Origin of the sequence: Rhodopirellula islandica (assembly GCF_001027925.1) — a bacterium.
Classification (GTDB): Bacteria; Planctomycetota; Planctomycetia; order Pirellulales; family Pirellulaceae; genus Rhodopirellula; species Rhodopirellula islandica.
Genome location: NZ_LECT01000015.1, coordinates 35,472 through 48,036, shown reverse-complemented (window position 1 = coordinate 48,036; position 12,565 = coordinate 35,472). Strand labels below are relative to the sequence as shown.

Annotated in this window: 7 protein-coding genes; 4 read left to right on the top strand and 3 right to left on the bottom strand. The window is 59.0% G+C overall.

The annotated features are described in order from the left end of the window. The first annotated feature begins 353 nt into the window (after positions 1-353). Positions 354-1,391 (top strand): aldo/keto reductase, encoded by a 1,038-nt coding sequence (locus tag RISK_RS05945; RefSeq protein ID WP_047813363.1) that lies wholly within the window; start codon positions 354-356, stop codon positions 1,389-1,391. A 358-nt stretch (positions 1,392-1,749) separates the two neighbouring features. On the opposite strand, the gene RISK_RS05940 is transcribed toward RISK_RS05945, so the two are convergent. Beyond that, on the bottom strand, positions 1,750-2,313 hold the full coding sequence (locus tag RISK_RS05940; RefSeq protein WP_047813362.1) for a GrpB family protein: 564 nt from the start codon (positions 2,311-2,313) through the stop codon (positions 1,750-1,752). Between the two features lie 178 nt (positions 2,314-2,491). Here RISK_RS05940 and purE point away from each other — a divergent pair, with 178 nt between their 5' ends. From purE to RISK_RS05925, 3 genes are all read left to right on the top strand, one after another. Further along, positions 2,492-3,013 carry a 5-(carboxyamino)imidazole ribonucleotide mutase gene (gene purE, locus RISK_RS05935; protein WP_047813361.1) on the top strand — a complete coding sequence of 174 codons (522 nt, stop codon included), beginning with the start codon at positions 2,492-2,494 and terminating at the stop codon, positions 3,011-3,013. Beyond that, positions 3,010-4,230 (top strand): 5-(carboxyamino)imidazole ribonucleotide synthase, encoded by a 1,221-nt coding sequence (locus RISK_RS05930; RefSeq protein ID WP_047813360.1) that lies wholly within the window; start codon positions 3,010-3,012, stop codon positions 4,228-4,230. The genes purE and RISK_RS05930 overlap by 4 nt, the downstream gene beginning before the upstream one ends. Positions 4,231-4,579: 349 nt before the next feature. After that, on the top strand, positions 4,580-9,055 hold the full coding sequence (locus RISK_RS05925; RefSeq protein WP_047813359.1) for a vWA domain-containing protein: 4,476 nt from the start codon (positions 4,580-4,582) through the stop codon (positions 9,053-9,055). Positions 9,056-9,081: 26 nt separating this feature from the next. Here RISK_RS05925 and ribD read toward each other — a convergent pair whose 3' ends face one another. Together ribD and RISK_RS05915 are read right to left on the bottom strand one after the other, a co-directional pair. Continuing rightward, on the bottom strand, positions 9,082-10,272 hold the full coding sequence (gene ribD / locus RISK_RS05920) for a bifunctional diaminohydroxyphosphoribosylaminopyrimidine deaminase/5-amino-6-(5-phosphoribosylamino)uracil reductase RibD (RefSeq protein ID WP_047813358.1): 1,191 nt from the start codon (positions 10,270-10,272) through the stop codon (positions 9,082-9,084). Next, positions 10,272-12,563 (bottom strand): tetratricopeptide repeat protein, encoded by a 2,292-nt coding sequence (locus RISK_RS05915; RefSeq protein ID WP_047813555.1) that lies wholly within the window; start codon positions 12,561-12,563, stop codon positions 10,272-10,274. The genes ribD and RISK_RS05915 overlap by 1 nt, the downstream gene beginning before the upstream one ends. Positions 12,564-12,565: the final 2 nt, after the last annotated feature.

The window sequence follows — 12,565 nt, the reverse complement described above, 5'->3', positions numbered from 1 at the left end:
GGCTGGATCGCCAGGAGCAGCACCAAGGCAATCGGGGGGATGCGAAACCACTGGGCGTTCACCGGTCTTGAGTGGGCGTTCAGCGAGGCGGGAGGCGTCTGTGAATCGAAAGGCGGGCGGGCATGCCCGTGGGACTGGTTCATGTGTTTTCGGTTCGGCGAGGTGGGGATTTGGCGGGAATACGGTCGGAAGAGGGAGGGAAGCGATCCGGGGAGGATTCGGCAGGCGGGTTTCGACGACGAACGGGCAGGTGGTGGGATTCCAATGCGGTTTGGGCTAAAACTTCCGCCGTCGAAGACCGAGCCTTCGAAAGACCGAACAGTGTAACCCAATTTTCTCTTGGTGGATCCGTCGTGCAACAGCGTCGTTTAGGAAGCAGCGGAATTGTCGTTTCGGACATTTGCATGGGAACGATGACGTTTGGAAGTGCGTGTGACGAAGCCCAGAGCCACGCGATATGCGATCATGCGTTTGATGCGGGGATCAATTTCTTTGATGCAGCCGAGATTTATCCCGTGCCTCCGAAGGAGGAAACCTACGGCGTCACCGAAGAGATCTTCGGTCGTTGGTTGAAGACAAAACCTCGGGACTGCGTGACGGTCGCTACCAAAGTGACGGGGCCCGGCCACGGATGGTTCACGCCACCGGTTCGCCACGGCCGCACCACGCTGGATCGTCATCAAATCATTCGGGCCTGTGAAGACTCGCTGCGTCGTTTGGGGGTGGAGACGATCGATCTGTACCAGATTCACTGGCCCGATCACGGCATGCCTTACGAGGAAGTCCTGGAGTCACTGACACATCTGCGTCGCACTGGAAAAGTCCGCGTGATTGGCTGCAGCAACGAGACGTCTTGGGGGCTGATGAAGAGTCTTTGGGCGGCGGACGTGCACGGCGTCGATCGCTATCAAACGGTCCAGAACAATTTCAGCTTGATCAACCGTCGCTGTGAAAACGAACTGGCTCAGGTTTGTCGTCGTGAGAACGTGAGTCTGCTGCCTTACTCGCCGCTGGGGGGCGGTGTCCTGACGGGCAAGTACGAAAACGGGCCGCCACCGGGAGGTCGTTTCTCGGAGTACTTGCAAACCGGGAACGACCGCCAGAAAGCCATGGCTCAGCGATTCGTCAACGACCGCACGATTGAAACCGCGGTTCGGATGCATGAGATCGCTGAATCGATTGGCACGACGGGAACGGCGTTGTCAGTCGCGTGGAGCAAGCAACATGACTTCGTCGCGTCGACGATTGTGGGAGCCACGTCGGTCGAGCAATTGAAAGAGATCTTGTTGGCGGACGACATGATTCTCGACGCTGAAACGCTGGCGCGAATCGATGCCGTCGAAGTCGAGATTCCCAACGCGATGACCGAAGATGGGCTTCGTCGGTTGTAGAGAGCCGGGGTGCGAAGCAGGTCGGCAGGGGCCTTTCAGTATTCGGCCTGTTTTCATCCCGTTAGGGATTTCAGATGGTAGCCGGTGGTCGCTGCAACGCAGCGCACCACCGGAAAACAAACGCACCCCCAAACAATCCGCCTCCCGCCGATGGCCGATGGCCACGGCGGGAGGCGGAACGGGAAGGTGGAGGCTACAGGTCCGTCGGTGGCGCGATCGCTTACCGACGGCTACCGTCTTGAATCCCTACCAGGATGAGAACTCACGCAACAGTGCTTCACAACGCCAAAGATTGCGCAGTCCAGGCGAACGCCCAAACGGCTCACATGGTTTTGCCCGATCGTTCCAGCTGACCTACTTAGGAGCCGGAGATTTGGTCTTCGAGATGGGCAAAGTAGATCGCTTTGTCTCGTTCGTATCGTTCGGAAACTCCGCCGCTCTGTTTCCAGCGGTCGACTTTGGTGCTTTCGAATCGCACCGCTTCCTCTGGATTGGCTCGCAAGAAGTCCCGCAGTCGAATCAATCGCCGGTGGGCGGGATGGTCGTTGGTGATCAGGAAGACTTGATGAGTTGGGGCTCCATGCCGAGGCTTTTGCAACACAAGTGAGTGATCGAGCCAATCGGGAGAGTCCACGACTCGATAGTTGAGCCCTTCGATGTGCAGCGCGGCCGCGTCGAGGCTGGAAAGATTGGTCACCAGAGCCACCACATCGATGACCGGTTGAGCGATCAGGCCTGGGATGGCGGTGCTGCCGACGTGGTCGATTTGGGTCACGTGGCCTTGGCAGGATTGCAGGAGGCTGCTGCGGGTCTGCTCGAATTCTTGTTTCCAGCGGGCGTCGTGGTGCATCAGCCGAACGGGCAGTGGTCCCTCCGAATCGAAATCGTCCCGAGGCGTCCGATCAAATGGTGGCGATGTCATGAGTGATCCACACGAAGAAGGATGGGGCGGAACAGGGGCAATTCATTGTGGCGAGTCGTTGCGGTATAACCCGGGGATGATGACGGGCTGACCAGGGGGAGGATTGATTGTTGCTCTCCGCCGCGATCTGATTCACCGTCACCCGATTGTTCCAAATGATCCATCTTCAGAGTACCTGATGACCGACCAAGACGATTCCGCGGTTTCTCACCCGTCTGCTCCGCGCGTGGGTGTGATCATGGGCAGTCGCAATGACTGGGAGACCATGTCGGCGGCCTGTGAAATGCTGGATCGACTTGGGGTCGAGCATGAACGCTCGGTCGTATCTGCTCACCGCACGCCGGAAAGGATGTTCGAGTACGCTCGTTCGGCTGCTTCTCGCGGGCTGAAAGTGATCATCGCCGGGGCGGGGGGAGCCGCTCACTTGCCAGGCATGGTCGCGTCCGAAACGGTGTTGCCAGTGATTGGCGTGCCGATTCAAAGCCGGGCCCTGCAGGGACTGGATTCGTTGCTTTCGATCGTCCAGATGCCGGGCGGCATCCCGGTGGCCACGATGTCGATCGGTGTTGCGGGAGCCAAGAACGCGGGGGTGATGGCCGCTCGCATTTTGGCGACCCACGACGATGGTCTGCGTGAACGTCTGGAAGCATTCGTGGCAAAGCAGCGTGACGACGTGATCGCATCGGCCGAGCTTCCATGAGCGATCGTCAAGCATCCAAAATCGATCCAGCCTCTGGTTCCGAGCACGTCATCCTTCCCGGAGCCACGATCGGCATGGTTGGTGGCGGTCAGTTGGGGCGAATGTTCGCCATGGCCGCGGCTCGAATGGGATATCGGGTGGGCGTCTTTTGCGGCAGCAGCGATGAGCCGGCCGCCGAGGTGGCAGCGTTCACGGTTTGCGGGCCACTGACCGATCATTCCGCCATCGAAGCGTTCGCAAAGCGATGCGATGTGATCACGTTGGAGTTTGAGAACATTCCCGCGGACACCATCGCCGCGTGCAGCAAACACGCACCGACCTACCCGGATGCCTCGGTGTTGGCGATGGCCCAAGACCGTTGGATCGAGAAAACGACTCTGCGTGAAGCTGGAATTCCGGTCGCTGGGTTTGAGCCCGTCTATGACCGGGAATCCGCGATTGCTGCGGGCGAGTCGTTGGGATGGCCAATCATCGTCAAGACGTGTCGCAGCGGTTACGACGGCAAAGGTCAGCATCGTTTGAATTCACCCGATGAGGCCGCGTTGGTCCAGTGGGAGGGAGCGGAAAGCGGCGACGATGGCCAACCGCCTTGGGTGGCCGAGGCATTGGTGTTGTTTGAGCGGGAGGCTTCGGTGATCGTGGCTCGGACGCTCGATCAGCGAGTCGAGACGTTTCCGGTGTTCGAAAATGACCATCAAAACCACATTCTCGACGAAACCAAACTGCCTGCCAACGTTTCCCCAGAGCTGCAATTGCAGGCACGCGAAATCGCGACGCGGGTGGCGGAGCACTTGGGATTGGTGGGGTTGTTGTGTGTGGAATTGTTTGTGACCCCCGACGAATTGATCGTCAATGAGGTCGCGCCGAGGCCTCACAATTCGGGGCACGTGACGATCGAAGCTTGTGCGACCAGCCAGTTTGAGCAGCACGTGCGCGCGATTTGCGGGCTGCCTCTGGGCGATACTTCGATGGTGGTTCCTGCGGCCAGCATGTTGAATCTGCTGGGCGACATCTGGGAAGCCGCGGAGGCTCGCGAGACGCTACCAAACTGGGGGGCGTGTCTCGATACACCCGGTGTGGCGTTGCATCTTTATGGCAAGCACGCCGCGAGAGCTGGTCGGAAAATGGGGCATTTGTCGGCCGTTGGGAGCGACCTGGCGGACGTTTCCGAGCGGTTGCGGTTGGCTCGTGAGCGATTGCTCAGCGACCGGGGCTGAGAAATCTCGGCTGGACGGGCTCTTCGGACGACCGAACCATCACTTTGGCCCGGAAATCGCGTCTTTTCCTCTGCGAAGTCATTGAGAACCCGATTGCAGCGGAGTGCTGCGGCGTTTCGCAACAGGTGTTGCAGAATGCTACACCCTACAATCGGAATTCTTGGCGGTCCAAGAGCTGTTTGAAGCGGTTTTTTCGTGGAAATTGAAGTTTCCAGAAATAGACTGAATGGTCCGCGCCTGGCTTTTCGCCGTCTCATCCCGCGACTAATCGCTGAGAATCACGATGAACCTGCCACCTGACGCATCCCAGCATCTCTCCTCTGGTCCCCACTCCTTCTCTGAGTTGTCGATGAAGATCTTTTCCACTTTTGGCTGCAAGTTGCCAGCCCTTTTGACGTTGGCGGTCATGGCGACTGCGGTTTCGGCGGCTCCACCGGCCGCGACTGATTCCCAGGCTGTTTCCTCCGAAGCGTCGATTCGCATCGTTTCCCACAGCATGGACGACGGCGGTCAATCGATCGCTGCTTCGATCCAGGCTGGTGCGGAAGATTCCATGCTTCGCGCGGTTCGCCAGTCCGCTGGTGACCTGGTCATCGTCGTTGACACGTCGGCCAGCCAAGTGGGAGCGTATCGCGATGACGCGATGAAGGCTCTGCAAGCGGCACTCGAGTCTGTTCGTGACCGCGATGTCCGCGTGGCGTTGTTCGCTGCGGACGTGCAGGCCAACGAGCTGACCAGTGGATTTGCGGTTCCTGGCGACAGCAACTTGGCAGCCGCGACCGCGAAATTGACTTCGCGATTGCCGTTAGGCAACACGAATTTGGTCTCGGTCTTGGACACTGTCCGAGCCTCCTTGACCGGTCGTCCAGATTCGCGAACACGCTCGATCGTTTACATCGGCGACGCGGCTTCGATTGATGCGGCTCAAAACCTGTCGCGATTCGAGAACCTCATCGATGCGTTGCGAAACGATCACATCTCGGTTCACTCGGTTGCGATTGGTCCGACCAAGAACGTTGCGATCATGGGAGTTCTGGCAAATCAAACCGGTGGTGTTTTGGGGGTCGTGGGGACCGACGCAACGCCAACGGAGATCGCCGATTTGGTCGCCGACGCGGCCGTGATGTCGCCCATTTGGATCACCGAAATCAAATCCAATGCGAAGATCGACTGGGTGCATGGCAATCGTTTGCCGCCCCTGCGATTGGACCGTGATTCGATCTACTTGGGACAACTGAAGTCGCCCGCGGAAGAGGTGGCGATCGACTTGGTCGGTGGCACTCGGAACAGCGACATTCAAATCAAAGCCAATGCAAGCGTCGAGTCGGACAATCCTGACTTCGCTTTCTTGACTGGCTTGATTGCCGAACACAAAACGGCTCATGGGTTGTTGTTGGCAACCGCCGGTTCGCCAATGCTTCGTCAAACCGCTCAAGCGATGACGGCTCGTGCAGAATCGTTGGCAACCGCCGCCACGATGGCGATGCAGCAAGGCAACATGCGTGGAGCGCGTGCGGTTGCTCTGGAAGCTTTGCAAGCCGATCCTAACAACGCGGAAGCCAAAGCGATCTTGAAGATGGCGACGCCGGAAGGCAAGCGATTGATCCTGCAAACCGGGGATGACAACCCCTTCGATGACATCTTCGGTGGTGGCGGTGACGCGGCTGCTGAAAGTCCCTTCGGTACGGAGCCTGCTGCCGGAGACGATGTCTTCGGTGCGGCGGCTGATGATGCTCCCGCGATGGATGCACCTGCTGCAGAAGCTCCTGCCACGGCGGCACCCGCGGTTGATGCGGCACCTGCCGCTGACGCTCCCTTGGCAGCCGACGACGATGTCTTCGGTGCTCCCGCTGAGGTTGCTCCCGCGAACCCAGGGCCAGCGAACGCAGGACCAGCCATGGGCGGTGGCGGTCAATTCGACAGCGGGTTCGGACCTGTTGTGGGCGACAATGAACTGCGAGAAGACGGTGGCGATTTGCTGGGCCGCTTCGAACAACTGCGTTCACGTGAAGAAGGTCGTTTGCGAGGGGAAGTCCGGGCTCAATTGCGAGAAGCACGTCGGCTGATTCGCCAAGACCCCATCGGTGTCGCTGGCAGCTTGAAAAGCCTGCTTTCGCGAGTCGAGACAACTCCTGATATTGACCCTCAACTGCGTCGTGAATTGCTCGGCCAAGTTCGTTCGGCGATTCAAATCGCCAGTGCTCGTGAGGCTGACTTCCTCGAGCAAGAGGCCAATCTGGAGCAACTGGCCGCCGGTGCCACCGCGTCCGCTCGTTTGTTGCAAGAAACCTATCGTCGCGAAGATCGTTTGAAACGATTGTCGTCTCAGATGAATGCTTTGATCGATGAAGGACGCTACACCGAAGCCGATGGTGGGGTGTCGTTGGAAATTGCTGCTTTGGCAGGTGACACGATCACCGACGACAGCGTTCTTGGACGTCACGTCACAGACGAAACGCTTGCTTTGCAAACCTACGCTCGCGATCGTCGTTATCGCGAACTGCGTGAACGCAACTTTGTGGATGCGTTTTCGTTGGTGCTGAAGGCGGCCGTGCCTTTTGTTGACGATCCACCGATCGTTTATCCAGAAGCTGAAACCTGGCAGCGTTTGAGCCGTCGACGCATCGAGCGTTACGGATCGATCGAATTGGTCGGTGACAGCGAATCAGAACAACGCATCGAAGCCAGTTTGTCGGATGAGGTCTCTTACAACTTCCTCGACACACCTCTGAATGATGCGATCCGAGTGATCAGTGAAGACCGCACGATTCCAATCCGAATTGACGTCTTCAGTTTGGAAGGCGAGGGATTGTCCGAAGACATTCCTGTGAACATCGCACTGGAAAACGTTTCGTTGCGATCGTTCCTGCGGCTGATGCTGCGTGATCAGAACTTGACCTACATGATCAAGGACGAAGTTCTGAACATCACGACTGTGACCGCTGCCGAAGACAACTTGGTCACGAAGGTTTACCCGGTCGGTGACTTGGTCGTGCCAATCGTCAGCCTTGGCGGCGGCGGCATGGGCGGCGGCATGGGCGGCGGCATGGGCGGCGGCATGGGTGGCGGCATGGGCGGCGGCATGGGCGGCGGCATGGGCGGCGGCATGGGTGGCGGCATGGGTGGCGGCATGGGTGGCGGAGGAGGAATGTTCATCGTTCCTGACGACGCCTCGCTGCGATCCAAAGCCAATTCGTCCGCTGTGACAAGTGCCTCTGAAACCAGCCAAGCGTCCAATGCGGATTCGATCGAAAACATCGATCGCGCCATTCAGCTCGACATCCCAGAAGGGAAGTCCGTTGACCAAGCGTGGTCAGAGCACTTCGCCAATTGGAACGTTGAGTCGGCACGCGATTTGACGATTTTGGACCGCCGAGTTCGTGCGACGGTGTCGCACTTCAACGTGAAGGCTTCGGCCGCAGAACAAGCGGGTGACAAAGACGCTGCCAAGGCTCATTTCAACGAGATCCGTGCCGTGATCGCCGGTGCCATTTCGGCCGGGCACATCCAACCTTGGATGTACCAAGCCTATGCGTTGTCTTTGGCCGCGACGGACGCACCTGAATCGGAAGTCGAACGGGCCCTGCTTTCAGCGGCGGACTTCGCCGAAACCCCCGAGGATCTGCTCAACGTGGCAGCACGTTTGGAAGACATGGGGCAACTGGCAGCGGCTATGAAGCTCTGTCGCCAGATCTCGGACGCGGACCCAGACCGCCGCGAACCTTATGTGATGGGACTTCGATTGGCGAAACGCTTGGATCAACCCTCCGATTTGGCCTGGGCTTGTGAAGGCGTGTTGGGATTGGCTTGGAGTGACAAATTTCAGCCGCTGGTCGAAGAAGCTCGTTTGATGGCTCGTGCGACTCACCAAGAACTGGTGGCCGAAGGCGACAGCGAATCGGCCAAGCATTTCAGCGAAGCTCTCCGTCGAGCTGCTTCGCACGATGCGATTGTACGAGTGAGCTGGACCGGCGACGCCGACGTCGACTTGTCGGTGGAAGAACCCTCCGGAACGGTTTGCTCGTTGGAATCACCCAATAGCACCAGCGGCGGCACCTTGCTTGGCGATGCCTATCCGGGTGCCCAGGACGATGCCACGGGACAAGTTTCAGAAACGTACCTGTGCCCGAAGGGTTTCTCGGGTGAGTACCGCGTCCAGTTGCGTCGCATTTGGGGCAACGTTTCAACCGGCAAAGTCACCGTGGAAATCTTGACCGATGTGGGGCGTCCGGAGCAAAAGTTCATTCGCCAAGACATCCCTTTGATGGAACAGAACGCGTTGGTGATCTTTGAAGTCAAAGATGGACAACGAAAAGAGAAGCTGGCTGAAGCTCAGGTGGAGCACTTGGCTGAGTTCGGCCGCGATGTCGGGCACCAAGCGTTGGGGCAGTTCATTGGCCCGGCCGCTGGCGGGGGCTTGAACGCTCAAGCCGCGAATGCATTGGGGGACAATCGTCAGTTGCTGCGAGAGTTTTTTAGCGACTATCCCTCGTTGCTTCCCGGGGCAAACGGTGGTCCTTTTGGGACTGGCGGCGTCAACGGGATCAATGGCTTCAACCCACAAGGTGGTGTTGGTTACATGCCGGTGATCACCTCCTTGCCCGAGGGGGCCTCGATGACCGGTTTGGCGATCATCTCTGCTGATCGTCGTTACGTCCGAATCAGCCCCGCACCGATATTCTCGCAAATCGGTGAGGTCACGACCTTCAACTTCGTCTCGGGTGATACCGGTACTGACGCAGGTGGAGCAGCCGGCGGTGCTGCTGGTGGAGTCGGTGGTGCGGCTGGCGGTGCTGCTGGTGGTGTCGGTGGAGTCGGCAACTGAGTGGCGACGATGTCGGTCAGTTGGACCTACCGTCGATAGATCAATCGCACGTCGTTGTCGAATGAGTCCAAGCGGCTGATTCGCAGCGACGTCGCGTCGGTCAAAGCCTCGACTCCAGGATCACCAAGTGGTCCTGGGGCATCCCGGCCGCCGATGCACTTGCCAGCGATGAAGGCGTGCACTTCGTCGAGTTGTCGGGCGGCGGCAAAGCTGCCCAGCAACTGGCTTCCGCCTTCGACCATCAGATGGGTCATGGCAAGCCCACGTGGGTTGTCGTTGCTGCCCAGCCAAAGCAGTGACTGACGGATCATCTCGATGGGATCCGACGACTCGCATTGCCAGGTTTCGACATCGTGATCGGCAAGCTTGGCTAAGTCAGCGTTCGCGATCTGAGGTCCCGCGATCACCCAAGTGGGTGTTTCCGAAGCGGTCTGGACCAATTGAGTTTGCAGGTCTGGCAGCCTTGATCGGGCATAGACCAAGCGGACCAATTGGCGAGTGCTGGACGCGATCTTCGGGTTCGTGCCGCCGGGCGGTTTGGCGTCGGCGATCTGGGGCAGGCGAACGGTCAGCAAGGGGTTGTCCGCGATGACCGTGCCCATGCCGACAGCAATCGCGTCGACGCTGGCCCGGAGTTCATGAACCGCAGTTCGAGCGGCCGGCCCCGTGATCCATTTGCTTTCGCCGGTCTTGGTGGCGATGCGTCCATCCAGGCTCATCGCCCATTTCGCGATCACCCAGGGCATGCCCGTGCGGACACGTTTCAGGTAGGCACCCAGCAGATCCTCCCCGGCCTCCTTGGCGACGCCCGTGGTGACCTCGATTCCCGCGGAGCGAAGTCGTTCGATTCCGCCACCGTCGACTTGGTCAAACGGGTCCACCACCGACACGACGACCCGGGCGACCTGGGCTCGGATCAATGCGTCGGCGCACGGGGGGGTTTTGCCATGATGGCAACAGGGTTCCAACGAAACGTACGCGGTCGCTCCGGTTGCATCGGCGCAGTCGGACAAGGCCTCGACCTCGGCATGGGGGCCACCGAATCGTTGGTGGTAGCCCTTGCCGATGCAGACCGAATCACGAACCAGAACGCAGCCGACCGGAGGGTTCGGTTCGACCTGACCTCGCCCCAGGGAGGCAAGGTCAATGGCTTCGGTCATCCAGCGGAGATCTTCCGCCGATTGACCATTCGCGGTTGCGTCGGGCTCGTTTGCCATCAGTCCATTCCGGGGACCCAAAGTTTGCCACCACCAGAAGCTTCGCCACCAGCAGGGCTGGCGGGGGCGGATCCGCCGGAGTCGCCGTCGGGAGTCCAGAGTCCGCCGCCGGCAGGATCCTGCGATGCAGGGCCCATGCCTGGGGCCTGGCGAGGCGTTCCGTCGGGATTGATCAGTCCGAGTTGAGCCAAGATTTGCTGCAACCGGCCCATCACTTCGGGGTTGTCACTGTGCTTTTGAACGATCGCTTGCACGGTGTTTTGGAACAAATCGATTTCTTGGCGACGCAGTCGAAGGCCGAGTTCAGCCAGCAACAACGAAGCGTCGGAGAGCTTGTGTTCTTCGGCGTAGACCTTGGCTTTGTCCAAGTAATCCACCGCTTCATCGGACTCGGTCGCACGCTGCATCAGGAACGAATAAGCGATGATTTTGGCACCGATGAATCGGCCGTCATCAACCGATTCGGTGTCCGCTTCCAGCAACGCGATGGAAGCCCGGCGGCCGATGGAGGTGGCCGAAATCTGCTGAGCACGCTGGATCAGGTAGATCAGGTTTTCGGGATCCAATCCGGATGGGTCGATTCGATCCAGGTCACTGCCTGGGATCTCTTCGAGTTCGTCGCCGGTGATTTTTTTACGTTCAACCTGCGGAAGGTTTCCCAGCTCACAAAGGCGGTTGATCAATTCTTCGTCTCGGGCCACCAAGCTGTCTTCGCCTTCAATGAATCGCACCATGGCGGCACGTTGCAGCTTTTTGCTGTCGTCGCTAGCAGCGTCCTTCAAGGAAACGTCGCCGAGCAATTTGACGGGTGTCGTCGAGAGTGTTTCAGGAACACGTTGACGGATCAGCTCTTTGACCACGGCATCCAGGTCCTTCTGGTGCTCGGGACGAATGCCGCCAATTTGAGGTGTCGCGATCATGGCCAGGGGCAGCTGACCCTTCTCGCCTTCGGTCCAATTGACATTGGGAGCGACTTCGTCCAGAAGTTCTTGGACTTGGGGGCGTTTCGCGACGGGCAGACCAAGGACTTGCAGGCGTGCGGACCGATCCGTTTCACGACCGAACAGGAAGAGAGCCGCCAACCCGACTGGAATGTTGTCGGCCGTCAGCGTTTCGCCTTCGTCCAGCACGGCGCGGTCGAGAATCTGGAAGGCGGAGCGAGGGGCAACATCGCCTTCGCGTTTCACGGATTCCAACGCGTCCGCTGGCAATTCTTCGAATCGGGGGTTGGCGATCAACGCCATTTGGTACTCATCGATGGAATCGACGTCCGCCATCAGTTCCGTGTGTTCAACGGTCATGCCATCGGCATCGGGACTGGCAATTTGTGCCAACGCCAGGAAGCGAGCACGCTCATCAAAGTCCAGTTCTTCGCACTGGGAGAGTTTGACCAGCAGTTCGGATTGAGCGACGTGATCGCCTCGCCAAATCGCACAGTTGAGCAAGCCGGAAAGGACGGCCGGCTGCAGGGGGGCGGATCGCTGCAGAGATTCAAATTTGGTTTGTGCCAGGGCGACTTTGTTGTTGGAAAGCAACAGAGCGGCTTCGTCGTAGCGTTCGACCCAATCGGCGCTTTCTGGCGGCGGAATCAAATTCGGGACGGCCTTGGCCAATTGGTTGACCGACGGGTCCCCGTTGATTTGCTGCAGCACATTGGCAGCCATTCGGCTGTCTTCGTAGCCGGTCGAAACTAACGCCAGGGTGGCGTAGACACGCGACGTCAACAGGATTCCGTTGCCCGCCAGGGCGTAGGAGAGCAGCGATGCGACGTCCAGAACGAACGAATCGACCGTTTGGCCGCTTTCGGTCAACGCTTCCAAAATCAGCTCGGTGGCGGCCGACAAGTCTTGGCGGAAAAGGGCGGCGGCGGCACTTTGGGTCAACGCCAGCGGGTTGGAGGGCTGCAAGCGTCGGAAGCGTTCCGCGTTTTCTTCCAGTGACGTGTATTCACGCAAATCCATGAACAAACGGCCGCGAATCGCGAGCGCCCAAGCGGCGTCAGGATGTTCTTCCAAGATCGCGCTCAAGCGGTCCAAGGCGGGGACAAGTTGGCCCCCATCGATCATCTTCAGCACGCGGTCAAGTTCGTGTACAGAGTCCTTGCATTTGCAAAACTTGATCTTCTTGCCGCTACCACAAGGGCATATCGAGTAGGTGTCGATGGACATAAACAGTCGCAATAAATGGGGGCGTGCGGGCAGCTTGGCTGCCGTGTGAGCGAGTGAAGCTGGCAACTTACCACGCGGAACGATGTGTCCCAAGATGCGATCCGCCGTCGGAGAACTCGGCATCG

Excerpts from the sequence above, each read along its gene's own strand:
- purE (WP_047813361.1), top strand. The coding sequence starts at position 2,492 with ATGACCGACCAAGACGATTCCGCGGTTTCTCACCCGTCTGCTCCGCGC.
- RISK_RS05915 (WP_047813555.1), bottom strand. The coding sequence starts at position 12,563 with ATGCCGAGTTCTCCGACGGCGGATCGCATCTTGGGACACATCGTTCCG.
- ribD (WP_047813358.1), bottom strand. The coding sequence starts at position 10,272 with ATGGCAAACGAGCCCGACGCAACCGCGAATGGTCAATCGGCGGAAGAT.
- RISK_RS05930 (WP_047813360.1), top strand. The coding sequence starts at position 3,010 with ATGAGCGATCGTCAAGCATCCAAAATCGATCCAGCCTCTGGTTCCGAG.
- RISK_RS05925 (WP_047813359.1), top strand. The coding sequence starts at position 4,580 with ATGAAGATCTTTTCCACTTTTGGCTGCAAGTTGCCAGCCCTTTTGACG.
- RISK_RS05940 (WP_047813362.1), bottom strand. The coding sequence starts at position 2,313 with ATGACATCGCCACCATTTGATCGGACGCCTCGGGACGATTTCGATTCG.